Source organism: Streptomyces sp. NPDC015346 (assembly GCF_043078785.1).
Lineage (GTDB): Bacteria > Actinomycetota > Actinomycetes > Streptomycetales > Streptomycetaceae > Streptomyces.
In genome coordinates, this window is the sequence record NZ_JBIBTW010000002.1 from 887,061 (window position 1) to 912,672 (window position 25,612).

The 25,612-nt window shown below is 69.1% G+C and carries 16 protein-coding genes; 6 read left to right on the top strand and 10 right to left on the bottom strand.

All coding sequences use genetic code 11. The features are described from left to right. Positions 1–121 precede the first annotated feature (121 nt). The 4 genes from ACF06X_RS09995 (at position 122) to ACF06X_RS10010 (ending at position 5,066) form a co-directional block, all read left to right on the top strand. On the top strand, positions 122–1,348 hold the full coding sequence (locus ACF06X_RS09995; protein ID WP_392286719.1) for a thiolase family protein: 1,227 nt from the start codon (positions 122–124) through the stop codon (positions 1,346–1,348). Beyond that, a complete protein-coding gene (locus tag ACF06X_RS10000) occupies positions 1,345–3,474 on the top strand; it encodes a 3-hydroxyacyl-CoA dehydrogenase NAD-binding domain-containing protein (RefSeq protein WP_392286720.1) in 2,130 nt (709 codons plus the stop codon). The genes ACF06X_RS09995 and ACF06X_RS10000 overlap by 4 nt, the downstream gene beginning before the upstream one ends. Positions 3,475–3,599: 125 nt before the next feature. Further along, complete coding sequence (locus ACF06X_RS10005; RefSeq protein WP_392286721.1) at positions 3,600–4,670, top strand: LCP family protein; 1,071 nt, start codon at positions 3,600–3,602, stop codon at positions 4,668–4,670. 12 nt (positions 4,671–4,682) lie between these two features. Then, positions 4,683–5,066 (top strand): NTP pyrophosphohydrolase, encoded by a 384-nt coding sequence (locus ACF06X_RS10010; protein ID WP_392286722.1) that lies wholly within the window; start codon positions 4,683–4,685, stop codon positions 5,064–5,066. Here the strand turns inward: ACF06X_RS10010 and ACF06X_RS10015 are convergent. The 9 genes from ACF06X_RS10015 to ngcE all read right to left on the bottom strand — a co-directional run bounded on the left by ACF06X_RS10015 (position 5,063) and on the right by ngcE (position 17,475). Continuing rightward, positions 5,063–6,538: an amino acid permease gene (locus ACF06X_RS10015; protein WP_392286913.1), complete on the bottom strand. Its 1,476-nt coding sequence runs from the start codon at positions 6,536–6,538 to the stop codon at positions 5,063–5,065. The two genes, ACF06X_RS10010 and ACF06X_RS10015, sit on opposite strands and share 4 nt — an antisense overlap. A 220-nt stretch (positions 6,539–6,758) precedes the next feature. After that, positions 6,759–8,678 (bottom strand): 1-deoxy-D-xylulose-5-phosphate synthase, encoded by a 1,920-nt coding sequence (gene dxs / locus ACF06X_RS10020; protein ID WP_392286723.1) that lies wholly within the window; start codon positions 8,676–8,678, stop codon positions 6,759–6,761. Positions 8,679–8,850: 172 nt separating this feature from the next. Next, the gene (locus tag ACF06X_RS10025; protein WP_392286724.1) at positions 8,851–10,233 is read right to left on the bottom strand and encodes a sugar ABC transporter permease; all 1,383 of its coding nucleotides are present in this window, start codon (positions 10,231–10,233) and stop codon (positions 8,851–8,853) included. After that, positions 10,230–11,036, bottom strand: a complete 807-nt coding sequence (locus ACF06X_RS10030; protein WP_392286725.1) for an ATP-binding cassette domain-containing protein — start codon at positions 11,034–11,036, stop codon at positions 10,230–10,232. Before ACF06X_RS10030 ends, ACF06X_RS10025 begins: the two co-directional genes overlap by 4 nt. A 190-nt stretch (positions 11,037–11,226) precedes the next feature. Beyond that, the gene (locus tag ACF06X_RS10035) at positions 11,227–12,327 is read right to left on the bottom strand and encodes a substrate-binding domain-containing protein (protein ID WP_392286726.1); all 1,101 of its coding nucleotides are present in this window, start codon (positions 12,325–12,327) and stop codon (positions 11,227–11,229) included. Between the two features lie 123 nt (positions 12,328–12,450). Beyond that, positions 12,451–13,674, bottom strand: coding sequence for an ROK family protein (locus ACF06X_RS10040; protein ID WP_392286727.1), 1,224 nt, complete (start codon positions 13,672–13,674; stop codon positions 12,451–12,453). A 202-nt stretch (positions 13,675–13,876) separates the two neighbouring features. Continuing rightward, positions 13,877–14,806 (bottom strand): carbohydrate ABC transporter permease, encoded by a 930-nt coding sequence (locus tag ACF06X_RS10045; protein WP_392286914.1) that lies wholly within the window; start codon positions 14,804–14,806, stop codon positions 13,877–13,879. A 139-nt stretch (positions 14,807–14,945) separates the two neighbouring features. Next, positions 14,946–15,875, bottom strand: coding sequence for a carbohydrate ABC transporter permease (locus ACF06X_RS10050; protein WP_392286728.1), 930 nt, complete (start codon positions 15,873–15,875; stop codon positions 14,946–14,948). Positions 15,876–16,029: 154 nt separating this feature from the next. Further along, positions 16,030–17,475 carry an N-acetylglucosamine/diacetylchitobiose ABC transporter substrate-binding protein gene (gene ngcE, locus ACF06X_RS10055; RefSeq protein ID WP_392286729.1) on the bottom strand — a complete coding sequence of 482 codons (1,446 nt, stop codon included), beginning with the start codon at positions 17,473–17,475 and terminating at the stop codon, positions 16,030–16,032. Positions 17,476–17,838: 363 nt separating this feature from the next. Here ngcE and ACF06X_RS10060 point away from each other — a divergent pair, with 363 nt between their 5' ends. Continuing rightward, positions 17,839–21,690, top strand: coding sequence for a GH92 family glycosyl hydrolase (locus tag ACF06X_RS10060; protein ID WP_392286730.1), 3,852 nt, complete (start codon positions 17,839–17,841; stop codon positions 21,688–21,690). A gap of 150 nt (positions 21,691–21,840) precedes the next feature. Beyond that, entirely contained in the window at positions 21,841–22,749 is a 909-nt protein-coding gene (locus tag ACF06X_RS10065; protein WP_392286731.1) for an FG-GAP repeat domain-containing protein, read from the top strand. A gap of 112 nt (positions 22,750–22,861) precedes the next feature. Here ACF06X_RS10065 and acnA read toward each other — a convergent pair whose 3' ends face one another. After that, positions 22,862–25,579: an aconitate hydratase AcnA gene (acnA, locus tag ACF06X_RS10070; RefSeq protein ID WP_392286732.1), complete on the bottom strand. Its 2,718-nt coding sequence runs from the start codon at positions 25,577–25,579 to the stop codon at positions 22,862–22,864. Between the last annotated feature and the right edge of the window lie 33 nt (positions 25,580–25,612).

The window sequence follows — 25,612 nt, forward strand, 5'->3', positions numbered from 1 at the left end:
CCGCTTGGGCCCCAAGGGCTGGGCAGCCTGGTTACCCACAAGTAGCATGGGGGAAGCAAGCGCGCGCTTAGGCGTGCGCCGCAGCAGTGCAGTGCCATCCCGCACCTGGAGGAGAGCCATCGTGCCTCGTACCGTCAGGGACGTCGTCTTCGTCGACGGCGTCCGCACCCCGTTCGGCAAGGCGGGCCCGAAGGGCATCTACCACGAGACCCGCGCCGACGATCTCGTCGTGAAGGCCATCCGGGAGCTGCTGCGGCGCAACCCCGGCCTCGACCCCGCGAAGATCGACGAGGTCGCCATCGCCGCGACCACGCAGATCGGTGACCAGGGCCTCACCCTCGGCCGCACCGCCGGCATCCTCGCCGGGCTGCCGCAGTCCGTCCCGGGCTACTCCATCGACCGCATGTGCGCCGGCGCCCTCACCGCCGTGACCAGCGTCGCCGGTTCGATCGCCTTCGGCGCGTACGACGCCGTCATCGCCGGTGGTGTCGAGCACATGGGCCGCCACCCCATGGGCGAGGGCGTCGACCCGAACCCGCGCTTCGTGTCGGAGAAGCTCGTCGACGAGTCCGCCCTGTTCATGGGCATGACCGCCGAGAACCTGCACGACCGCTACCCGAGCATCACCAAGCGGCGCGCCGACGAGTACGCCGTGCGCTCGCAGGAGAAGGCCGCCAAGGCGTACGCCGACGGCAAGATCCAGCAGGACCTGGTGCCGGTCTCGGTCCGCCGCACCTCCCCCGAGGCCGGCGAGACCGGCTGGGGCCTGGTCACCGCCGACGAGCCGATGCGCCCGGGCACGACCCTGGAGTCGCTGGCCGGCCTGAAGACGCCGTTCCGCGTCCACGGCAACGTCACCGCCGGTAACGCGGCCGGTCTCAACGACGGCGCCACCGCCTCGATCATCGCCTCCGAGGACTTCGCCCGCGAGAACGACCTCCCGGTGAAGATGCGCCTCGTCTCGTACGCCTTCGCCGGCGTCGAGCCCGAGGTCATGGGCTACGGCCCGATCCCGGCGACCGAGAAGGCCCTCGCGAAGGCCGGTCTGTCGATCGAGGACATCAACCTCTTCGAGATCAACGAGGCCTTCGCCGTCCAGGTCCTCGCGTTCCTGGAGCACTACGGCATCGCCGACGACGACGCCCGCGTCAACCAGTACGGCGGCGCGATCGCCTACGGTCACCCGCTGGCCTCCTCCGGCGTGCGTCTGATGACGCAGCTGGCCCGCCAGTTCGAGGAGCAGCCGGAGGTCCGCTACGGCCTCACCACCATGTGCGTCGGCTTCGGCATGGGCGCCACGGTCATCTGGGAGAACCCGAACCACAAGGACGCCGGAGGCAGCAAGTGAGCACCACCGCTGAGCTTTTGAAGGGTGCGGCCGAGCTGTTCCCGGACGAGGTCGTCACCAGCGCCCACGTACGGCACTTCGAACTGCCCGCGGGTGCGGGCCGGTTCGCGCTGATCACGCTGGACAACGGCTTCGACCACACCAAGCCGACCACCTTCGGCCCGCAGTCGCTGGCCAACCTCAACCTGGCCATCGACCAGGTCGAGAAGGAGGCGTCCGAGGGCGCCATCGTCGGTGTCGGCATCACCGGCAAGCCGTTCATCTTCGCCGTCGGCGCCGACCTCAAGGGTGTCGAGCTGCTGAAGCGCCACGAGGACGCGCTCGCCATCGGCAAGGGCGGCCACGACGTCTTCAAGCGCCTCTCCGCGCTCGCCGTGCCGACCTTCGCGTACTACAACGGCGCGGCGATGGGCGGCGGTGTCGAGGTCGGTCTGCACTGCACCTACCGCACCGTCTCCAAGGCCCTGCCGGCCTTCTCGCTGCCCGAGGTCTTCCTCGGTCTGGTCCCCGGCTGGGGCGGCTGCACGATCCTGCCGAACCTGATCGGTGCCGACAAGGCCGTCTCGGTCATCATCGAGAACTCGCTGAACCAGAACCGTCAGCTCAAGGGCGCGCAGGTCTTCGAGCTCGGCATCGCCGACGCCATCTTCGAGGGCGCCGACTTCCTGGAGCAGTCGCTGATCTGGACGGCCTCCGTCCTCAACGGGACCGTCACGGTCGAGCGTCCCGAGATCGACCGCGGTGAGGGCTGGGACCAGGCCGTCGCCAAGGGCCGGTTCATCGCCGACTCCAAGGTGCACGGCGCCGCCCCGGCCGCCTACCGCGCCCTGGACATCATCGAGGCGTCCAAGGACGGCGACCTGCAGAAGGGCTTCGACGCCGAGGACCAGGCCCTCGCGGACCTGATCATGGGCGGCGAGCTGCGGGCCGGCATCTACGCCTTCAACCTGGTGCAGAAGCGGGCCAAGCGCCCGGCCGGTGCCCCGGACAAGTCGCTGGCCCGCCCGGTCACCAAGGTCGGTGTCGTCGGCGCCGGTCTGATGGCCTCCCAGCTGGCCCTGCTCTTCCTGCGCCGCCTGGAGGTGCCGGTCGTCCTGACCGACATCGACCAGGAGCGGGTCGACAAGGGTGTGGGCTACGTCCACGCCGAGATCGAGAAGCTGCTCGGCAAGGGCCGGATCAACCAGGACAAGGCCAACCGTCTCAAGGGCCTCGTCTCCGGTGTCCTGGACAAGGCCGAGGGCTTCGCGGACGCGGACTTCGTCATCGAGGCCGTGTTCGAGGAGATGTCCGTCAAGCAGAAGGTGTTCGCGGAGGTCGAGGCGGTCGCCCCGGCGCACGCGATCCTCGCCACCAACACCTCCTCGCTCTCCGTCTCGGAGATGGCCTCCAAGCTCCAGCACCCGGAGCGCGTGGTCGGCTTCCACTTCTTCAACCCGGTCGCGATCCTCCCGCTCCTGGAGATCGTGCGCGGCGAGCAGACGGACGACGCCTCGCTCGCCACCGCCTTCGGCGTGGCGAAGAAGCTGAAGAAGACCGCGGTCCTCACCAAGGACGCCCCGGCGTTCGTCGTGAACCGCATCCTGACCCGCTTCATGGGCGAGATCCAGAACGTCATCGACGAGGGCACCCCGGTCGAGACGGCCGAGAAGGCCATCGAGCCGCTCGGTCTGCCGATGTCGCCGCTGGTGCTCCTGGAGCTGGTCGGCCCGGCGATCGGTCTGCACGTCTCGGAGACGCTCAACAAGGCGTTCCCGGACCGCTTCAAGGTCTCCCCGAACCTCGCCGCCGTCGTCAAGGCGGGCAAGCGCGGCTTCTACGTCTACGACTCCGGCAAGCCGGAGCTGGACCCCGAGGTCGCCGCGCTCCTCAAGCAGGGCGATGTCGTCCTGACCGAGCAGCAGGTCCGGGACCGTGTCCTCGACGCGGTCGCGCAGGAGATCGGCCTGATGCTTCAGGAGGGTGTCGTCGCCGAGGCGCAGGACATCGACCTCTGCCTGATCACGGGCGCGGGCTGGCCCTTCCACCTGGGCGGCATCACGCCGTACCTGGACCGTGAGGGCGTCTCGGAGCGGGTGAACGGGAAGCGCTTCCTGCCCCAGGGCGTGGCAAGCGTCCCCGCGTAACCACCACCGCACGCACGACCGGCGGCCCCGGCACCTCTTCCTGGTGCCGGGGCCGCCGGCCTTCGGGCGGCCGTGAAGTCCCGTACGCCGAACGGGAGTCGAAAGCCTGTCTATAGTGCGCAACCATGACGGAGAACTCGACCCCGGCCCGCTCCCGTGCCTCCCGGCGCAGACCCCGCACCCGCGGGCAGCGCGTCCGGCGCGCTCTGCTCTGGACGCTGCTGGTCGCCGTGGTGGCGGCCGGTGCCACCGCGTACTGGACGTACTCCCGCATCGACGGCAACATCAAGGCCGTCGACCTGGACAAGGCGCTCGGTGACGACCGTCCGCCGCGGCTGCCGACGGCCGGCCAGAACCTGCTCGTGCTCGGCTCCGACTCGCGGGCCGGCGCCAACGCGGCCCTGGACGGCGGGAAGGTCTCCGGCGCCCGCTCGGACACCGCGCTCGTGGTGCACATACCCGAGGGCCGGACCCGGGCCACCGCGATCAGCATCCCGCGCGACACGCTCGTCACCCGGCCCGAGTGCCAGAAGTCCGGCGGCGGCACGGCGCCGTCCGCGCGGCGGGTGATGTTCAACTCCGTGTACGCGCAGTACGGTCCGGCCTGTGTGGTGAAGACGGTCGAGAAGATGTCGGGCATCCGGCTCGACCACTACCTGGAGATCGACTTCTCCGGTTTCAAGGAGCTGGTCGACGCGATCGGCGGCGTCACCGTCGACATCGACGAGCCCATCGAGAACGGCCCCGGCGGGCTCGACCTGGCGGCCGGCCCGCAGCGTCTGAACGGCACCCAGTCCCTCGCGTACGTACGGACCCGGTACGGCGTCAAGGACGGCAGCGACCTCGGGCGGATCGGCAACCAGCAGAAGTTCCTCATGGCCCTGCTCGGCGAGGTGAAGAAGCAGGACCTGCTGGGCAGCCCCGCCAAGACGTACAAGATCGCCGACTCGGCGACGAAGGCGCTCACCACCGACTCCGGGCTCGCCTCGCTGACCGCGCTCAGCGACTTCGCGCGGTCGATGAACGGCGTCGACCCGAACTCCATGGAGACGATCATGCTGCCGGTCGCGTACGACAAGCAGGACCCGAACCGGGTCGTCGCCGCCGAGCCGAACGCCTCCCGGCTCTGGAAGGCGATCCGTGAGGACGCGCCGATCCCCGCGTCGGCGAAGAAGTCCCCCGCCACCGGCGGCTGACATCCTGGCGCCATGGACCGTAGGGATCGTGTGGATCTGCCTCTTCTGATCGTCGACGGCGCCAATGTCGTCGGTTCCGTGCCCGACGGGTGGTGGCGCGACCGGCGCGGGGCCGCCGAGCGGCTGCGGGACCGGCTGGTGACCGGGCCGGCCTTGGAGGGCGGCCCCTTCGAGGTCGTCCTGGTCGTCGAGGGCGCGGCCCGGGGCGTCGCGTCCGTGCCGGGGGTACGGGTCGAGGAGGCGCCCGGCAGCGGCGACGACCTGATCGTGGAGCTGGCCCGGAACGCGGCCGGTCGGCCGTGCCTGGTGGTCACGGCCGACCGGGAGCTGCGGCACAGGGTGAGCGAGCACGGAGCCCGCTGCGTGGGCCCCCGCGCCCTGCGGGCCACCCCCTAATAGAGCGCGTTGGGGCCGGCCTTGCCGAGGCGGCTGTTGCGGCGGCCGTACAGGAAGTAGACGACGATGCCGACGGCCATCCAGACGGCGAAGCGGAACCAGGTCTCGCCCGGCAGGTTGAGCATCAGCCAGACCGACGCGGCGATGGACGCGATCGGGAGCACCGGCACCCACGGGGTGCGGAAGGCGCGGGGCAGGTCGGGGCGGGAGCGGCGCAGCACCATCACGCCGAAGGCCACGACGACGAAGGCGAAGAGCGTTCCGATGTTCACCAGGGTCGCCAGCTCCTCGATGCTGGTGAAGCCGGCGACGATCGCGATGACCACGCCGAGCAGGATGGTCGGCCGGTACGGGGTCCTGAAGCGCGGGTGGGTGACGGAGAAGAAGCGCGGCAGGAGGCCGTCGCGGCTCATCGCGAAGAACACGCGCGTCTGGCCGAGCAGCAGGATGAGGCAGACGGTGGTGAGACCGACGGCGGCGCCGAAGCTGATCACACCGGCGTAGAAGGGGTGGCCGGTGGCCTTGAAGGCGTCGGCGAGCGGGGCGCTCACCGACAGTTGGCTGTAGTGCTGCATGCCGGTCACGACCAGCGCGACGGCGACGTAGAGCACCGTGCAGATGAAGAGCGAGCCCAGGATGCCGCGGGGCATGTCGCGCTGCGGGACCTTGGTCTCCTCGGCGGCGGTGGCCACCACGTCGAAGCCGATGAAGGCGAAGAAGACGACGGAGGCGGCGGTGAAGATGCCCATGACGCCGAAGTTGGTGGGCTCGTAACCGAAGATCGTCTGGACCAGCGGGGCGTCCCAGCCCGAGCCGGCGGGCGGTGTCACGGGGTCGGGGATGAACGGCGAGTAGTTGTCGCCGACGATGAAGAAGAGACCGGCGACGATCACGATCATGACCACGGTCACCTTGATGGCGACGACGAGCGCGGTGATCCGGGCGGAGAGCTTCATGCCGAGGACGAGGATCACGGTCAGGACCAGGACGAGCAGGAAGGCGAGGACGTCGAAGACGCCGTCGGCGACGTCGGGTCCTTCCAGCGCCGCTGGTAGATGCCAGCCGACGTTGTCCATCAGGGAGCGGACGTAGCCGGACCAGCCGACCGCGACGACGGCGGTGCCCAGCGCGAACTCCAGGACGAGGTCCCAGCCGATGATCCAGGCGGGCAGTTCGCCGAGGGAGGCGTACGCGAAGGTGTACGCCGATCCGGCGACGGGGACCGTCGAGGCGAACTCGGCGTAGCAGAGCGCCGCGAGCGCGCAGACGATGCCCGCGGCGACGAAGGCCAGCGCCGTCGCCGGGCCGGCGTTCTCCTTGGCCACCTTGCCCGTGAGCACGAAGATGCCGGTGCCGATGATGACGCCGACGCCGAAGACGGTCAGGTCCCACGCGGAGAGGGACTTCCTGAGTGCGTGTTCGGGTTCTTCCGTGTCGCGGATCGACTGCTCGACCGTCTTGGTCCGGAACATGCCGGTGCTCGCCTGTGGCGGCTGCTGGTCCGTGCTCACCGTCGTACCTCCGTGCCGTCGGTCACAGGACCCATGATCGAGAGGGTTCGGGGTTCCCGCCTGCCCCGGAAACGGTGTTTCACACGAAAGGACCGGTCGGCCACCCCGTAAGGTGGTCCGACCGGCCCAATGGTGACACTCCGTCACCGGTGCGCGTGGCGCGTGTGTCGCGGGGCGCGGGTCAGTCGCGCGCGGGCTCCACGGCCTGGCTGCTGTCCTCGTACCGGCCGTCCAGGCGCGAGACGAGGCCGGTGACCTGGCGGGCGATGTCCGGGGCGGTCAGCCCGATCTCGGCCATGACCTCCTTGCGGGAGGCGTGGTCCAGGAAGCGCGGCGGAATGCCGAAGTCGCGCAGCGGTACGTCCACTCCCGCGTCGCGCAGGGACTGCGCGACGGCCGAGCCGACACCGCCGACGCGGCTGTTGTCCTCGACCGTGACGACGACCCGGTGCTGCTCGGCGAGGGGTGCCATGGCCTCGTCGACCGGCTTGACCCAGCGGGGGTCGACGACGGTGGTGGTGATGCCCTGCTTGTCGAGGAGGTCGGCGATCTCCAGGCACATCGGCGCGAGCGCGCCGACCGAGACCAGGAGCACGTCGGGCCGGTCGCTGCCCGGTTGGCGCAGGACGTCCATGCCGCCGATCCGGCGCAGGGCGGGTACGGCGGGGCCGACGGCGCCCTTGGAGAAGCGGACGACGGTCGGGGCGTCGGTGACCTCGACGGCCTCGCGCAGCTGGGCGCGGACCTGGTCGGCGTCGCGCGGGGCGGCGAGCCGCAGGCCGGGGACGACCTGGAGGATCGACATGTCCCACATGCCGTTGTGGGAGGCGCCGTCGGTGCCGGTGACGCCCGCGCGGTCCAGGACGAAGGTGACGCCGCACTTGTGCAGGGCCACGTCCATCAGGACCTGGTCGAAGGCGCGGTTGAGGAAGGTCGCGTACACCGCGAAGACGGGGTGCAGACCGCCCGTGGCGAGGCCGGCGGCGGAGACGGCGGCGTGCTGCTCGGCGATGCCGACGTCGTACACCCGCTCGGGGAATGCCTTGGCGAACCTGTCGAGGCCGACGGGCTGGAGCATGGCCGCCGTGATGGCGACGATGTCCTCGCGCTCCTTGCCGAGCTTGACCATCTCCTCGCCGAAGACCGAGGTCCAGTCGGCGCCGGAGGAGGCGATCGGCAGGCCGGTGTCGGGGTGGATCTTGCCGACGGCGTGGAAGCGGTCGGCCTCGTCGGCCAGGGCCGGCTGGTAGCCGCGGCCCTTCTCGGTGAGGCAGTGGACGATCACGGGGCCGCCGAAGCGCTTGGCGCGCGTCAGGGCGGACTCCAGGGCCTCGATGTCGTGGCCGTCGATGGGGCCGACGTACTTCAGGCCGAGGTCCTCGAACATGCCCTGGGGCGCGATGAAGTCCTTCAGGCCCTTCTTGGCGCCGTGCAAAGTCTCGTAGAGCGGCTTCCCGACGACGGGGGTGCGCTCCAGGATGTCCTTGCCGCGGGCGAGGAAGCGTTCGTAGCCGTCGGTGGTACGGAGGGTGGCCAGGTGGTTGGCGAGGCCGCCGATCGTGGGGGCGTACGAGCGTTCGTTGTCGTTGACGACGATGACCAGCGGGCGGTCCTTGGCGGCGGCGATGTTGTTCAGCGCCTCCCAGGCCATGCCGCCCGTGAGGGCTCCGTCGCCGATGACGGCGACGACGTGGTCGTCCTTCTTCAGCACCTCGTTGGCCTTGGCGAGGCCGTCGGCCCAGCCGAGGACCGTGGAGGCGTGCGAGTTCTCGATGATGTCGTGCTCGGACTCGGCCTGCGAGGGGTAGCCGGACAGGCCGCCCTTCATCTTGAGCTTGGAGAAGTCCTGACGGCCGGTGAGCAGCTTGTGGACGTAGCTCTGGTGGCCGGTGTCCCAGAGGACCTTGTCCTTCGGGGAGTCGAAGACGCGGTGCAGGGCGATGGTCAGCTCGACCACGCCGAGGTTCGGGCCGAGGTGGCCGCCGGTCTTGGAGACGGCGTCCACGAGAAACGTCCTGATCTCCTCGGCCAGCTGTTCCAGCTGCTCCGGGGAGAGCCGGTCCAGATCGCGCGGTCCCCTGATACGGGTCAGCAATGCCACCCGTGCCTCCTTGCCATTGAGCTGGTCGAGCTTGCCGATTTGTCGAGTCTAATGTTCCGCCGGTGGCCGCCGTCATCGGGCGGCCGGTTCCGCGTCCCTCGTGTGGGGTACACAGGGCCAGACGCAGCAGTGCCCGGCGCCGGTTCTCCGGCGCCGGGCACTGTGGGGTTCCTTACGCGCGACCCGCGGTCTTCTGGGTGCGTCGCGAGATGGAGTCGATCACGACGGCGGCGAGCAGCACCGCGCCGGTGATCATGTACTGGATCTCGTTGGCCATGCCGATCATGTTCAGGCCCTGCTGGATCGACTGGATGACGATCATGCCGAGGAGCGCCGACCAGACCTTGCCGCGGCCGCCGAAGAGGCTGGTGCCGCCGATGACGGCCGCCGCGATGACGAGCATCAGCGTGTTGCCGCTGCCGAGGCTCTTGGTGGCGCCGCCGGAGAGGCTGGCCACGAAGAGGCCGCCGAAGGCGGCGAGCATGCCGGAGACGCCGAAGACCAGGATCCGGATGCGGTCGACGTTGATGCCGGCGCGGCGGGCCGCCTCGGCGTTGCCGCCGACCGCGAAGACCTTGCGGCCGAAGAGGGTGCGGCGGGCGACGAAGTCGGCGATCACCAGGACGGCCAGGAAGAGGACCAGGGCGAGCGGCAGGCCGCGGGCGCCCTCGGGCTCGTTCAGGACGTAGGCGACGACGAAGCAGAGGGTCGCGACGACGGCCGTGCGCAGCACGATCTCGCTGACGGGGCGGGACGGCAGGGCCGCGGCCTTGCGGCGCTTGGCGTCGAGGAGCAGCGAGCCCGCGTAGGCGAGGACCGCGACGAGGGCGAGGCCGTAGGCGGCGGCCTTGTCCTCGAAGTAGTACGCCGTGAGGTTCTCCACGATCGAGCCGGAGGGGGCGTTGATCGAGCCCTCCTTGCCCATCAGCCAGATCTGCAGGCCGCTCCAGCCGAGGAAGCCGGCGAGGGTGACCACGAAGGCGGGGACGCCGATCTTGGCGAAGAAGAAGCCGTGCAGCAGGCCGATGAGGAGGCCGGAGACCACGGCGAGCACGACCGACAGCAGGTCGCTCACGCCGTTGGTGACGTTGAGCACGGCCCAGACGGCGGCGCCGACGCCGGCGACCGAGCCCATCGAGAGGTCGATCTCGCCCAGGATGAGGACGAAGACGATGCCGACGGCCATGATGCCGAGGCCGGAGGAGTAGACCGCGATGTTGGCGACGGAGCTCGCGGAGAGGAAGTTGCTGTTCTGGACCTGGAAGACGAGTCCGATGACGATCAGGCCGAGGACGACGGGCAGGGAGCCGAGCTCGCCGCCGCGGATCTTGCGGGTGAACTCGGTCCAGTAGCCCTTGAGGCCCTCCTCGCGGACCAGCAGACGCGGGTCGACGGCGGGGATGGGCGCGGCGGAGGCGGCCGCGGCCGTCGCGGCCTCGGGGGCCGGGGCGGTGGTGGCCTCGGCGCTCTCGGCCGCCGTGGGCTCGGTGGCCGGGGCGGTGGTGGCCGGGGCCGGCGTGGCCTCGGGCTCGGGGGTCTTGGCGAGGTCGCTCACTTCGCGTCCTCCTTCGTGGCCGCTACCGAGGCCGTACGGGCCTGCCGACGGGTCACGGCGTTGTCCGTGGCACCGGTGATGGCGGCGATGATCGTCTCGTGGCTGGTGTCGGCGACCTTGAAGTCGCCGTTGTTGCGGCCCAGGCGCAGGACCGCGACCCGGTCCGCGACGGCGCGCACGTCGGCCATGTTGTGGCTGATGAGGATGACTCCGTGGCCGCGCTCGCGCAGCCGCTCCACGAGGTCGAGCACCTGTGCGGTCTGCTCGACGCCGAGGGCGGCGGTCGGCTCGTCCAGGATGACGATCTTCGGGTCGCCGATCAGGGCGCGGGCGATGGCGACGACCTGACGCTGTCCGCCGGAGAGGGCCGCGACCGGGATGCGGACGCTGGGGATGCGAATGGACAGCGTGTCCAGGAGCTCCTTGGCGCGCTTCTCCATCGCGATCTCGTCGAGGACGGACGCGGAGCGCAGCTCGCTGCCGAGGAAGAGGTTGGCGACGACGTCGAGGTTGTCGCAGAGCGCCAGGTCCTGGTAGACGGTGGCGACTCCGAGGTTCTGGGCGTCGTGCGGCTTGGTGATCTGGACGGGACGGCCGTCCCACTCGATGACGCCCTCGTCGATCGGGTGGACACCCGAGATCGTCTTGACGAGGGTCGACTTGCCGGCGCCGTTGTCGCCGACCAGGGCGACCACCTCACCGGCGTGGATCTCCAGTTCAACGTCGGTGAGCACCTGGACGGCGCCGAACCGCTTGGAGACTCCGCGCAACGCCAGCACGGGCGTAGCGGACACGTGAATCATCTCCTTCGCCGCCTGACCGGCGGGGATGGTGGTGCGAAGAGCACAGAGGGGGGCTGGCTGTGAGAGGAGTCCGGCGCCCCGCCCCCGCTTGCGGGGCGTTGAACGGGGCGGGGTGGCGCCGGACCGGACCGGGGTGGCCGTTCGGAGGAGCTCGGTCGAGTCCGAACGGCCGTACCGGCAGCGGGGGTCGTTACTTGATGCCCGCCGCCTCGCAGGCCGCCTTGTACTCGGCGGTGCAGATGTCGGCGGCCTTGTAGACGCCGTCCTTGATGATCGTGCCGGCGATGTCGGACTTGGTGACGATCTGCGCGTCGTACAGCTTGGCCGGGATGTCCTTGAACTCGCCGGTCAGGCTCGTGACCTTGGTGGGGACCAGGTCGTCGATCTTCTCGCCCTTGAGCAGGCGGACCGCGATCTCGGCGGTGGTCTCGGCCTCCGGCTTGATCTGCTTGTAGATCGTGAAGGCCTGGTCGCCCTTCAGGATGCGCTGCAGGCCCGCGAGCTCGGCGTCCTGGCCGCCGACCGGGACCTTGATGCCCTGCTTGGAGAGGGCGGTGATGATGCCGCCGGCCATGCCGTCGTTGGCCGAGTAGACGCCCTGGAAGCCGTTCTCACCGAGGGAGTCGATGGCGGCGCCCATCTTCTTGTTGGCCTCGTCCGGGGACCAGTCCGGGATGTCCTGCTCGTAGACGACCTTCTTGACCTGCGTGTCGAGGACGCTGTGGGCGCCCTTCTTGAACAGCGGGGCGTTGGGGTCGGTCGGCGAGCCGTTGATCATGACAACGTTGGCGTCCTTGGCCTTGTCGCCGAGCGCCTTCACGAGGCCCTCGCCCTGCAGGCGGCCGATCTTCTCGTTGTCGTAGCTGACGTAGGCGGCGATCGGGCCCTCGGCCAGACGGTCGTACGCGACGACCTTGACGCCCTTCTTCTCGGCCTGCTGGACCCAGGTCTTGGTGGCCTTGTAGTCGACCGAGTCCAGGATGATGACCTTCACGCCCTGCGTCACCAGCGCGTCGAACTGCTTCTTCTGCGTCTCGGTGTCCTGCGCGGCGTTGTTGTACTTGACCTCGCAGTCCGAGCAGAGGGCCTTGATCTTCGCCTCGATGATCGGGCGGTCGAAGGTCTCGTAACGCGTGGTCTTGTTCTCCGGAAGCAGCAGACCGATGGTCTTGCCGTCTCCGCCGTTCCCGCTACCCGAGTCGCTGTCGCCCGCCTTGCCACAGGCGGCCACGGAGAGGGCCATCGAAACCGCGGCCGTGCCTATGACGATGCGACGCGTCACTGCGTTCATGTTGGGGTTGCCTCCCTGACGAGGCCGCGACATTGCGGCCGAGGTGGCTGGAAGTCAACTCGGCCGCACCCCCGACGTCAAGGAGTAAATCCTTAACGAGATGACAACGGTGCCATCCGTTATCTAAGTGAAGGCAGGCGTCGCGGCACGGGCAGCGGCGGGCGACGGGCTGGGAAGGGCGCTCTCCAACAGGGTCGAATCGCCCATCTCGCTCAGGACGAGGGCCAGCGCGCCGAGCACCTCGGCCCGGCCGCCGAGCGCACCGGGGGCCAGCGAGAGCTGCCGGGCGGCGCTGGGGATGGCGTACCGCGAGACCGAGTCGCGGATCGGCGAGAGCACCAGCTCACCGGCCTCGGCGAGGTCGCCGCCGAGCACCACGCGGCTGGGGTTGAGCAGGTTGCAGAGGTTGGCGATACCGCTGCCGATGTGCCGGCCGACGTCGGCGACCACCCGGCGGCAGCCGGGGTCGCCCTCGCGGGCCAGCTGGACGACCCGCTCCATGGTCAGATCGGCGCCGTGGCTGGGCTGGAGCAGCGGCAGGACGTAGCGGGCCGCGGTGAAGGTCTCCAGGCAGCCGCGGTTGCCGCACCGGCAGACAGGGCCTGACTCGTCGAGCGTGATGTGGCCGATCTCGCCGGCCGTGCCGCCGGGGCCGCGGTAGACGCGTCCGTCGATGACGAGGCCCGCGCCCACGCCGCTGGCGACCTTGATGTACGCCAGGTCCTTGACCCCGCGCCCGCTGCCCCAGACGAGCTCGCCGAGCGCGCCGAGGTTGGCGTCGTTGTCGACGTACACGGGCACACCGAGGCGGCCGGAGAGCTCGTCGGCGGGGTTGATGCCGCTCCAGCCCGGCAGGATCGAGGTGGAGCCGAGCGTGCCCGAGGAGACGTCGATGGGTCCCGGCACGCCGAGGCCGACGCCGATGACCTTGTCCTGACCGATGCCGGTGGCCGCGATCAGCCGCTTGACCAGCTGTTCCGCCCGGTCGAAGCCCTCCGCGGCGGAGGCGTCGACGTCCAGCGGCTCGGACTCCTCGGCGAGGACCTGGTGGGCGAGGTTGCCGACGGCGATCCGCAGGTGGGTGTGGCCGAAGTCGACGCCGATCACGATGCCGGCGTCCCCGGCGAGCGAGACGCTGCGGGCCCGGCGGCCGCCCGCGGAGGTCGGCGTGACGTCGACCGTCCCGCCGTCCTTCAGCTCCCGCACGATGTTGGACACCGTGGCGGCCGACAGGCCCGTCGCACGGGCGATCTCCGCCTGGGTGAGCGAGCCGGCCATGCGCACGGCGCGCACGACCCGCTCGAGATTGGCCCTGTGCAGAGACGTCTGCGACCCCGGAGTCTCCATCGACTCATCCACTCCCGCCTGCGGTTCTCCAACTTGTGAACTCTAAGATGACTCTTTCGGGGTGTTCCCCGTCAAGACCTTGAGCGGGGCGGGGCTCGGATGAGCCCGGTGGCCGGGCATGCGGAAGGCCCCGGCGGGAGCTCCCGCCGGGGCCTTGCTGCTGGGTCGGTGTCGCCTGAGGGGGCGTGCCGACTGAGGGGTCCTACTTGACCGCGCCCGCCGTCAGGCCGGCCACCACCTGTCGCTGGAAGATGATGTACGCGGCGAGCACCGGCAGCATGGCCATGACGAGGCCGGCGAAGAGTCCCGACCAGTCGCCCTTGTAGCCCTGGCTCACCGCGAGCTGGACCAGGCCCTGCGAGAGGACCTTCTTCTCCTGCTCCGTGTTCAGCACGGTGGGCAGGAGGTACTGGTTCCACTGCCCGAGGAAGTTGAAGATCCCGACGCTGATCAGGCCGGGCTTGGCCATCGGCAGCATCACCTGGAAGAACGTACGGGTGTGCGAGGCGCCGTCCATGAAGGCCGCTTCCGCCACCGAGGTCGGCAGGGTGCGGAAGAAGGCCGTCAGGAAGAAGACGGTGAACGGCAGCGAGTACGCGATGTAGACCAGGATCAGCCCGTGCAGCGTGTTGAGCAGGGCCATGTTCTGCAGCACGTAGAAGAGCGGCACCAGCGCGAGGATGATCGGGAAGCTCATCCCGCCGATGAAGAGGAAGTAGATGAAGCGGTTGCCCGGGAAGTCGAAGCGGGCCAGGACGTAGGCCGCCATGGACCCGAAGAGCAGTGTGCCGACGAGCGAACCGCCCACCACCAGGACGGTATTGAGGAAGTAGTCGCTCATGTGCGCCTCGGTCCAGGCGCGCGACCAGTTCTCGAAGTGCAGTCTGTCCGGCAGCGCCCAGGGAGAGGTGAAGATCGCCCGGTCCGTCTTGAAGGAGGTCATGACCGCCCAGAGCAGCGGCATGATCACCATGATCGCCCAGAGGACGAGGATGCCGTGCGAGAAGACGTTGAGGGTCGCGCCCTCGGCCTTGCTCTCCTTGCGCGGCGCGGCGGGCGCGGTCTTCGTCACCTGCGCGTCGTCGGGCTCCGGCGGCTCCGGCAGTGCCGAGCCGGCGGGAGGGGTGTCAATGGCTTTCACCGGAGGTCACCTCGTGCTGTCGTGCCGGCCACCGCGACCGAGCTGCTTTGCTGCCGGGGGTCCGGGGGCTGTCCCCCGGGAGGACACAGGTGCGGGTGGTCCGGGGGGCGTCCCCCGGGAGGACACGGCATCAGTACTCCAGCCGCTCGCGCCGGCCGAACCGCATCACGACGGCCGCGAAGGCGAGCGTGACCACGAGCAGGGCGACACCGATCGTCGTCGCGTAGGCGGCCTGACCGTCCCGGAAGGCCTTCTGGTAGACGTACAGCGGCATGACGATCGTGGAGTAGTCCGGGCCGCCGCCGTTGGGGCCCACCGTCATGATCTGGACGACGGCGAAGGACTCCGCGCCCAGCGCCAGGATGCCCATGTAGATCCAGCCGGACTGCACGGTGTCCCAGAGCAGCGGCAGGGTGATCTTGAAGAAGGTGGTGATCCGGTTGGCGCCGTCGAGCAGCGCCGCTTCGTAGAAGTCCTTGGGGATGGAGGCCATGCCCGCCGAGAAGAGGACCACGAAGAAGCCGACCGTCGACCAGACCAGGACGACCATCACACAGATCAGGGCCAGGTCCGGGTCGCCCAGCCAGTCCGGCTGGACGCTGCCGAGCCCGACTCCCTTCAGTACGGAGTTGATGGCGCCGCTGTTGGGGTTGTACGCGAACTGGAAGAGCAGCGCCACGATCGCGATGGACAGCACCTGCGGGAAGAAGTACACGATCTTGTAGAAGGCTGAGCCGCGCACACCGGCGACGGCCGCTCCCCTGCGGCGCCGACCGCCGACATTGAGCATGAACGCGAAGAACAGCGCCAGACCCACGGTCACCAGCGGCAGCACGACCGCGAAGGTCAGGCTGTGCTGCAGCGACTTCCAGAAGACGTCGTCCTCCAGCATCCGGCTGTAGTTGTCGAACCCGACCATCTGGAAATCGGGGCTGAGACCGCTCCAGTCCGTGAACGAGTAATAGATGGACTGGATGAAGGGCCATACGACGAACAACGCGTACATGGCCAGGGGGATCGCCAGGAACCCCACGATGAAACGGTACTTGCCGTGTTGCATTCCTACCGACCCCGATCTTCCCGCGGAAAAGCCGCTGGTGCCGTGCGTGGCGTGCCTGCGGTGCGCCGTGGCGTGTGTGCCGTACGCCGCGTGTGTGCCGTACGCAGGGGGCCGGGGCCCGCTCCCGGTCGGCGGGAAGGGGCCCCGGCAGAGCTCACTGGTGCTTGTAGTGCTTGATGGAGGAGTCCTTGGCCGCCTCGTCGGCGAACTTCTGGATCTTCTTGATCGTCTCGGCCGGGGTCGCGCGACCGGCCATCATCTCGCCGATGCCGGCGACTCCGATCTTCTCCTTCTGAAGCGCCACATACCAGTCCTGCAGGCGCGGGTTGACGACATTCTGGCCGGCCTTGTCGAGGGCGGCGACGCCCGACTTCAGACCCGGGGTCAGCTCGATGCCGTCGGTGCCGCCGTTGAACGCGGTCAGCGACTTCACGGACTGGGTGAAGTTCTTCGAGGAGGCCTCGCTGAGCATGATGCGCAGCTGCTCCATGCCGCCCTCGACGTTCTTCGCCTTCGCCGGGACGATGAACGGCTCGCCGCCGGAGGCCCAGATGGTGCCGAACGGCATCTTGTCGGACGAGTCGATGCCGGTCGGCGCCGAGACGGCGAGGTTGAAGTCCGCGGGCATGGTCTTCGCGGCCTCGTTCTCCACCCACGAACCGTTCGGGATGAAGAGTGCCTTGCCCTCGGTCCAGGCGGTCTGCGACTGGATGTGGTCGAGACCGGGCGTGCCCTGGAGGATGTAGCCCTTGCGCTGGAGCTCGTAGTACGCCTCGAAGCAGGTCTTGACGGCCGGGTGCTCCCAGGCCTTCGGCTCCAGGTTGTCGATCGCGTCGAGGACCTCGCGGCCGCCGACCTTGCCGATCATCGGGTAGAGCGAGAAGGGGACGTAGTACGGGTGCTTGCCGGCGTAGGTCCAGCCGGCGATGCCCTTCTTCTTGGCCTTCTCGCAGACGGCCAGCATCTCGTCCCACGTCTCGGGGTACTTCGCGTCGAGGGAGTCGAGCAGCTTCTGCGAGTACCAGACGCCATAGACGGTGTACGCGTAGTACAGGATCCAGACCGGGTCGCCGTCGAACTGGCCCATCTCCACGATGCCCGGGCGGAGCGTGTCGCGGACCTTCTTGTTCGGGTCGTCGATGGAGGCCGCGTCGAGCAGCGGGGTGAGGTCGGCAAGCTGCTTCTGGCCGACCAGGACGCCCATGTCCATCTGCTCGGCGCCGGAGTTGTCGATCAGGTCCGGCGGGTTGCCGCCGTTGAACCGCGGCTGCAGCTCGGTGGTGATCTTCTGGGTGGCGGTGAACTTGACCTTGGCGTTCGGATAGGTGGTCTCGTAGACCTTCACCGCGTCCTTGGCGTACTGCTGCCCGAAACCGCCGTCGAAGAGGACGAAGTCCAGCGGAGCCGACTCGTTCACGCCGAGCGGGTTCTTCGCGGTCTTGGTTCCCTTCGCGACCTTTTCGCCGCCGCCGCTGTCGCTGCTGGCGCAGGCCGACAGGAAACTCATCGTCGGCACCGAGATCAGACCGAGAGCGGCGGAGCGCTTGATCAGATCGCGGCGGCCGAGGCCCTCGGAGGTGTGCGCGGAGGTGGATCCCATGCTCAAGTCCTCGCCTTCATTCAGGACTCAGGCGGTGTACCGGTCGCCCGTACTCTCGCCTCAGGCGAAGGGCCCCGCCACCGCATTCGAATGCAGCTTGGGTCGTGCGCCGACAGGTATAGTCCACTTCTCGTCAACGGGGCAAGATCGAAAGCCGGTTTCGACGGCAGTCTTTCCCTAGTTGAGACCTCGGGGATATCCGCGCCGCATCTGCCCCGGTTTCTCCCCCGCCCTGTCGCGGGTTTCTTCCCCAACTCGCCGTGAACACCCTTGACACGTGGCGCCACTTGGACTCCTACTGGTCCCTGCGCGTTTGAATTGACAACGTTGTCTAATGACGAGCGGCGGGAGTGACGACACCGAATGCAGGCCCGACTTCGCCCCGGACCCGGACCCAGACCCCGACCCCAATCCCGATCCCCACGGACACCGCACGCAGCTGTACCGGCGGCCGCCCTGCTCGCGGCCGCCGCCCTCATCGTGACAGGGACGCCGTCCCCGTCCCTCGCCCTTCCCGCCGAGTCCGGGCGGCCGGACCGCGAGTTCGCCACCTCCTTCGAGGCGGACGAGACCCAGCCGACCTGGCGCGACACGGTGGACGTCGGTCCGGACGGCGCCACCCGTTCGTCGGGCGTCGACGGCGGCTTCTCCAGCGGGATACCCGGCAACGTCACCGACAGAGTGGTGGAGGTGCGCGCCAGCGGCGAGCACGCGAGCGCCGGCGAGACCAAGGAGAACCTGGTCGACCTCCAGCCCGGCACCAAGTGGCTGGTGTTCGAACCGACCGCCTGGATCGAGTTCGACCTCGACGAGCCGGTCAAGGTGGTGACGTACGCGCTGACTTCGGCGAACGACGCCGCCGAGCGCGATCCGCGCGACTGGACCCTGAAGGGGTCGGCGGACGGCAAGGAGTGGAAGGTCCTCGACACCCGGGAGGGCCAGAGCTTCGCCAAGCGCTTCGAGACGAAGCAGTACGACTTCGCCGCCGAGACGGCGTACGCCCACTACCGGCTGGAGATCACCGGAAATGGTGGTGCGGGCCTGACCCAACTGGCGGATGTTCAGTTCTCGAACGGTGACACCTCCGCTCCCGTACCGCCGGAGATGCGCAGCCATGTCGACCGGGGACCGGGCGGCTCCCCCACCGCCAAGGCGAACGCCGGTTTCACCGGCAAGCGGGCGCTGCGCTACGCCGGGACGCACAGGGCCGACGGCCGGGCGTACTCGTACAACAAGATCTTCGACGTGCACACGGCCGTCGTGCGGAACACCGAGCTCTCCTACCGGGTCTTCCCCTCCCTCCCCGAGACGGACCTGAACTACCCGGCCACGAACGTGTCGGTGGACCTCGCCTTCACCGACGGCACCTATCTGAGTGACCTGCGGGCCACCGACTCCCACGGCGGGCTGCTCACACCGCAGGGTCAGGGCGCGGCCAAGCGGCTCTACGTCAACCAGTGGAACCAGGTCGGTGCGCGGATCGGCGCGGTCGCGGCCGGGAAGACCGTGGACCGGATCCTGGTGGCGTACGACTCCCCGAAGGGCCCGGCGAAGTTCCAGGGCTGGATCGACGACGTCGTCCTGCGGCCGAAGGCGCCCGAGCAGCGGCTCGACCGGCTCTCCGACTACGCCTCCACCACCCGGGGCACCCACTCGAGCGGCTCCTTCTCGCGCGGTAACACCTTTCCCGCGACGGCTGTCCCGCACGGCTTCAACTTCTGGACGCCGGTGACCAACTCCGCGTCCAAGAGCTGGCTGTACGAGTACGCCCGCGCCAACAACGCGGACAATCTGCCGACCCTGCAGGCCTTCGCCGCCAGCCATGAGCCGAGCCCCTGGATGGGCGACCGGCAGACCTTCCAGGTGATGCCGTCGGCGGCGGCCGGCGCTCCGGTGACCGACCGGGTGCGGCGGGCCCTCGCCTTCCGCCACGAGAACGAGACGGCCAGGCCGCACCACTACGGCGTCACGTTCGAGAACGGCCTGAAGGCCGAGATGACGCCGACCGACCACGCGGCGATGATGCGCTTCACCTATCCGGGTGAGGACGCGAGCGTGATCCTCGACAACGTCACCGAGGAGGGCGGGCTGACCCTCGACGCGGCGAACGGCTCCTTCACCGGCTACTCCGACGTCAAGAGCGGCCTGTCCACCGGCGCCGGCCGGATGTTCGTGTACGGCGTCTTCGACGCGCCCGTCACCGCCTCCGGCGCACAGGGCGTCAAGGGCCACCTCCGCTTCGACGCGGGCGCGGACCGCACGGTCACCCTGCGGATCGCGACCTCGCTCATCTCCGTCGACCAGGCGAAGGCGAACCTGGCCGACGAGATCCCAGAAGGCGCCGGCTTCGAGCAGGTGAGGGAGCGGGCGCAGGACGCGTGGGACGCGGTCCTCGGACGGGTGGAGGTCGAGGGCGCGAGCCACGACCAGCTGGTGACCCTCTACTCCAGCCTCTACCGGCTCTACCTCTACCCGAACTCCGGCTTCGAGAAGGTGGGGACGGAGCACCGGTACGCCAGCCCGTTCTCCCCCGCCGTGGGCGCCGACACCCCGACCCGTACCGGCTCGAAGATCGTCGACGGGAAGGTGTACGTCAACAACGGCTTCTGGGACACCTACCGCACGACCTGGCCCGCCTACTCCTTCCTGACGCCGAAGAAGGCGGGCGAGCTGGTCGACGGTTTCGTCCAGCAGTACAAGGACGGCGGCTGGATCTCCCGCTGGTCCTCGCCCGGCTACGCCGACCTGATGACCGGCACCTCCTCCGATGTCGCGTTCGCCGACGCCTACGTCAAGGGCGTCGACTTCGACGCGGAGGCGGCGTACGAGGCCGCGCTGAAGAACGCGACCGTCGTCCCGCCGAGCCGGGGCGTGGGCCGCAAGGGCATGGAGACCTCTCCCTTCCTCGGCTACGCGTCGACCGAGACCCACGAGGGCCTGTCCTGGTCCCTGGAGGGTTACCTCAACGACTACGGCATCGCGAAGATGGCCGAGGCGCTGCACGAGAGGACCGGCAAGAAGCGGTACCGGGAGGAGGCGGCGTACTTCCTCTCCCGCGCCCAGAAGTACGTCTCCCTCTTCGACGCGAAGGCCGGCTTCTTCCAGGGCCGCGACCTCCGGGGCGACTGGCGGGTGCCCTCGGAGCGGTACGACCCGAGGATCTGGGGTCACGACTACACCGAGACCAACGGCTGGGGGTACGCCTTCACCGCCCCGCAGGACTCGCGCGGCCTGGCCAACCTCTACGGCGGGCGCCGGGCCCTGGGCGAGAAGCTGGACACGTACTTCTCCACCCCGGAGACGGCGAGCCCGGAGTTCACCGGCTCGTACGGCAGCGTCATCCACGAGATGACCGAGGCGCGGGACGTCCGGATGGGCATGTACGGCCACTCCAACCAAGTCGCCCACCACGTCCCGTACATGTACAACGCGGCCGGGCAGCCGTGGAAGACGCAGGAGAAGGTCCGCGAGGTGCTCTCCCGGCTCTACACCGGCAGCGAGATCGGGCAGGGCTACCACGGCGACGAGGACAACGGCGAGCAGTCGGCCTGGTACCTCTTCTCCGCGCTCGGCTTCTACCCGCTGGTGATGGGCAGCGGGGAGTACGCGATCGGCTCGCCGCTCTTCACCAAGGCGACCGTCCACATGGACAACGGCCGCACGCTGGTCGTCGAGGCACCGCGCAACAGCGCGCGGAACCTCTATGTGCGGGGCGTGAAGGTGAACGGCGAGCGCTGGAACTCCACGGCGCTCCCGCACGACCTGCTCGCGAAGGGCGGCACGCTGAAGTTCGACATGGGTCCGAGTCCTTCGGCCTGGGGCACGGGCGCGCAGGCGGGCCCGGTCTCGATCACCCGCGACGACAAGGTGCCGTCGCCGCGCACGGACGCGATCACCGGCGCCGGCGCTCTCTTCGACGACACCTCGGCGACATCGGCGGCGTTCACCTCGCTGGATCTGCCGGTGGCGTCGGAGACCCGGGCGGTGCAGTACACCCTGACGTCGGGAGCCCGGAGCGCGGCGCCGTCGTCCTGGGTCCTCCAGGGTTCGACGGACGGCAGGACATGGCTCGACGTCGACCGGCGGACGGACGAGTCCTTCGCCTGGGACCGGCAGACGCGGGTGTTCACGGTCGCGGCGCCGGGTTCGTACACGAGCTATCGTCTGGTGCCCGCCCGGGAAGGGCAGTTGGCCGAGGTGGAGCTCCTGAGGTGACAAACCAGACATAGCTCCCGCATCGAAACAGCTGTGTCACAAACCAGTTGGCACGTGAATTTCTTGTGCAAAGATCAGTGCGCATGAGTGGTCCGTCGCGCCCTCGACAGGTGCGGCGGACCACGTGTTTCGACCACAGATGGAGATCACGTGGCCAAGACTTCTGGCCTGAACCGCACGGGCATCCTGTCCCGTGTCACCGTCGCGGCGATAACCGCCGCTCTGGTGTCCACCACCACGGCCGCGGTGGCGGCCGACCAGCCGCGGTCCGCCGACGACACCAAGCAGTCGGCTCCCGCCGCGAGCACCTTCTCCACGCAGGGCGCTTCCGCCGTCGCCGACGGCGAGCTGCGCGGTGTGGACAAGGACGGCTTCATGTACGCCTACCTGCCCACCGGCACCGGCGGCTTCGGCCCGCGCGAGTTCGTCGGCAGCGGCTGGGAGTACACGGCCCACATCACCATGGCCGACATGGACGCCGACGGTCACACCGACGGCGCCTGGGATGTCACGGGCGGCCGCCTGTACTACACGCCCTGGGACGAGGCCGAGACCGACCTCGGCGGTGGTTGGGGCGTGTTCAACAAGGTCGTCTCCGCGGGCAACCTCGGTGGCGCGGCCCCGTACGACCTGCTCGCGCGGGACGGCGCCGGCAACCTGTACCTGTACACCGCGTACAGCAACGGCAAGCTGGCCCCGCGTTACAAGGTCGGCACCGGCTGGCAGGGCTTCAACCAGATCACCGGCAAGGGCGACCTGAACAACGACGGCAAGGACGACGTCCTCGCCCGCGACAACTCGGGCAACCTGTGGCTGTACCCGGGCACGGGCAACTACCAGAAGCCGCTCGGCCCGCGCGTCAAGGCCGGCTCCGGCTGGAACAGCCTCCCGACCTTCCTCTCCACCGGTGACGTGGACTTCGACGGCGTCGCCGACGTGGTGGCTCGCGACTCCTCGGGCAACCTGTACCTGTACCCGGGCACGGGCGTCGCCTCCCCGGCGTTCAAGCCGCGCACGAAGATCGGCACCGGCTGGAACACCTACCGCCTGATGTTCTGATCGCCGACGTTCTGATTCCCGGCGCTTCGCGGCGCTGAGATGAGAAACGCGAACGGGCCCCGCTCCTCGGAAGAGGAGCGGGGCCCGCTTCGTGTGACGTCGACCCCGTGGGTCAGCCGCGGATCAGGTTCCGCAGGACGTACTGCATGATGCCGCCGTTGCGGTAGTAGTCCGCCTCGCCGGGGGTGTCGATGCGGACGACCGCGTCGAACTCGACACCGGTGTCGGTGGTGACCTTGACCGTGCGCGGCGTACGGCCCTCGTTCAGCTCGGTCACGCCGGTGAAGGAGAAGGTCTCCTCGCCGGTCAGGCCGAGGGAGGCCGCCGAGGCGCCCTCCGGGAACTGGAGCGGCAGGACGCCCATGCCGATGAGGTTCGAGCGGTGGATGCGCTCGTACGACTCGGCGATGACGGCCTTGACGCCGAGGAGCGCGGTGCCCTTGGCGGCCCAGTCGCGGGACGAGCCGGAGCCGTACTCCTTGCCCGCGAGCACGACGAGCGGGATGCCCTGCTCGATGTAGTTGCGGGAGGCGTCGTAGATGAAGGAGACGGGGGCGTCGTCCTTCGTGAAGTCGCGGGTGAAGCCGCCCTCGGTGCCCGGCGCGATCTGGTTGCGCAGGCGGATGTTGGCGAACGTGCCGCGGATCATGACCTCGTGGTTGCCTCGGCGCGAGCCGTAGGAGTTGAAGTCACGACGCTCCACACCGTGCTCGGTGAGGTACTTGCCGGCCGGGGTGTCGGCCTTGATGGCACCGGCCGGGGAGATGTGGTCGGTGGTGACCGAGTCGCCGAGCTTCGCCAGCACGCGCGCGCCGGTGATGTCGGTGACCGGGGTGGTCTCCATCGTCATGCCCTCGAAGTACGGGGGCTTACGGACGTAGGTGGACTGCGGGTCCCACTCGAAGGTGTTGCCGGTCGGGATCGGCAGCGCCTGCCACTGGGCGTCGCCCGCGAAGACGTCCTGGTAGGACTTGTTGAACATGTCCTCGCCGATGGCGTTGGCGACGACGTCGTTGACCTCGGCCTCCGAGGGCCAGATGTCCTTGAGGTAGACCGGGTTGCCGTCGGTGTCGATGCCGAGGGCGTCCTTGGTGATGTCCACCTTCATGGAGCCGGCGAGGGCGTACGCGACGACCAGCGGCGGCGAGGCCAGGTAGTTCATCTTGACGTCGGGGTTGATCCGGCCCTCGAAGTTCCGGTTGCCGGAGAGGACCGAGGTGACCGCGAGGTCGTGCTCGTTGACCGCCTTGGAGACCTCCTCCGGCAGCGGGCCGGAGTTGCCGATGCAGGTGGTGCAGCCGTAGCCGACGAGGTTGAAGCCGACCTTGTCGAGGTACGGGGTCAGGCCCGCCTTGTCGAAGTAGTCGGTGACGACCTTCGAGCCCGGGGCGAGGGTGGTCTTGACCCACGGCTTGCGGGTCAGGCCCTTCTCCACGGCCTTCTTCGCGACGAGCGCGGCGGCGACCATGACGTACGGGTTCGAGGTGTTGGTGCAGGAGGTGATCGCGGCGACGGTGACGGCGCCGTGGTCGATCTCGTACGTCGAGCCGTCGGGGGCGGTCACGAGGACCGGCTTCGACGGGGCGCCGTTCGGGGTGTTCGCCGGGGCGTCGGAGGCCGGGAAGGACTCCTTGCCGGCCTCGTCGATGTCGTCGACGTAGTTGCGGACGTCCTGGGCGAACTGCTCGGCGGCGTTCGCGAGGACGATGCGGTCCTGCGGGCGCTTGGGGCCGGCGATGGAGGGGACGACCGTGGAGAGGTCGAGCTCCAGCTTCTCGGAGAAGTCGGGCTCGGCGGACGGGTCCAGCCAGAGGCCCTGCTCCTTGGCGTACGCCTCGACGAGCGCGAGCTGCTGGGCGTCGCGGCCCGTCAGCTTCAGGTACTTGATGGTCTCGTCGTCGATCGGGAAGATCGCGGCGGTGGAGCCGAACTCCGGCGACATGTTGCCGATGGTGGCGCGGTTCGCGAGGGAGGTGGCGGCGACGCCCTCACCGTAGAACTCGACGAACTTGCCGACGACGCCGTGCTTGCGCAGCATCTCGGTGATCGTGAGGACCAGGTCGGTGGCGGTGGTGCCAGCCGGGAGCTCGCCGGTCAGCTTGAAGCCGACGACGCGCGGGATGAGCATGGAGACCGGCTGGCCGAGCATCGCGGCCTCGGCCTCGATGCCGCCGACGCCCCAGCCGAGCACACCGAGGCCGTTGACCATGGTGGTGTGGGAGTCGGTGCCGACGAGGGTGTCGGGGTACGCCTGGCCATTACGGACCATGACGGTACGGGCCAGGTGCTCGATGTTGACCTGGTGGACGATGCCGGTGCCGGGCGGGACGACCTTGAACTCGTCGAAGGCGGTCTGGCCCCAGCGCAGGAACTGGTAGCGCTCCTTGTTGCGGCCGTACTCCAGCTCGACGTTCTGGCCGAAGGCGTCCGCCGTGCCGAACTTGTCGGCGATGACGGAGTGGTCGATGACCAGCTCGGCCGGGGCCAGCGGGTTGATCTTGGCCGGGTCGCCGCCGAGCTCCTTGACGGCCTCGCGCATGGTGGCGAGGTCGACGACACAGGGCACACCGGTGAAGTCCTGCATGATCACGCGGGCCGGCGTGAACTGGATCTCCTGGGTCGGCTGGGCCTGGGAGTCCCAGCCGCCCAGGGCCCGGATGTGGTCGGCGGTGATGTTCGCGCCGTCCTCGGTGCGGAGGAGGTTCTCCAGAAGCACCTTCAGGCTGTAGGGAAGGCGCGCGGAGCCCTCGACCTTGTCCAGCTTGAAGATCTCGTACGACTCGTCGCCCACGCGCAGCGTGCTGCGGGCGTCGAAGCTGTTCGCCGACACGACAGTCTCCTTCATCAATGTGCGCGGTTACCG

Bases quoted from the DNA above. Each gene is read 5' to 3' on its own strand.
- ACF06X_RS10015 (WP_392286913.1), bottom strand. From the start codon at position 6,538: ATGTTCCGGACCAAGACGGTCGAGCAGTCGATCCGCGACACGGAAGAA.
- ngcE (WP_392286729.1), bottom strand. From the start codon at position 17,475: ATGGGATCCACCTCCGCGCACACCTCCGAGGGCCTCGGCCGCCGCGAT.
- ACF06X_RS10040 (WP_392286727.1), bottom strand. From the start codon at position 13,674: ATGGAGACTCCGGGGTCGCAGACGTCTCTGCACAGGGCCAATCTCGAG.
- ACF06X_RS10005 (WP_392286721.1), top strand. From the start codon at position 3,600: ATGACGGAGAACTCGACCCCGGCCCGCTCCCGTGCCTCCCGGCGCAGA.
- ACF06X_RS10030 (WP_392286725.1), bottom strand. From the start codon at position 11,036: ATGATTCACGTGTCCGCTACGCCCGTGCTGGCGTTGCGCGGAGTCTCC.
- ACF06X_RS10010 (WP_392286722.1), top strand. From the start codon at position 4,683: ATGGACCGTAGGGATCGTGTGGATCTGCCTCTTCTGATCGTCGACGGC.
- ACF06X_RS10050 (WP_392286728.1), bottom strand. From the start codon at position 15,875: ATGCAACACGGCAAGTACCGTTTCATCGTGGGGTTCCTGGCGATCCCC.
- ACF06X_RS10060 (WP_392286730.1), top strand. From the start codon at position 17,839: ATGCAGGCCCGACTTCGCCCCGGACCCGGACCCAGACCCCGACCCCAA.
- ACF06X_RS10035 (WP_392286726.1), bottom strand. From the start codon at position 12,327: ATGAACGCAGTGACGCGTCGCATCGTCATAGGCACGGCCGCGGTTTCG.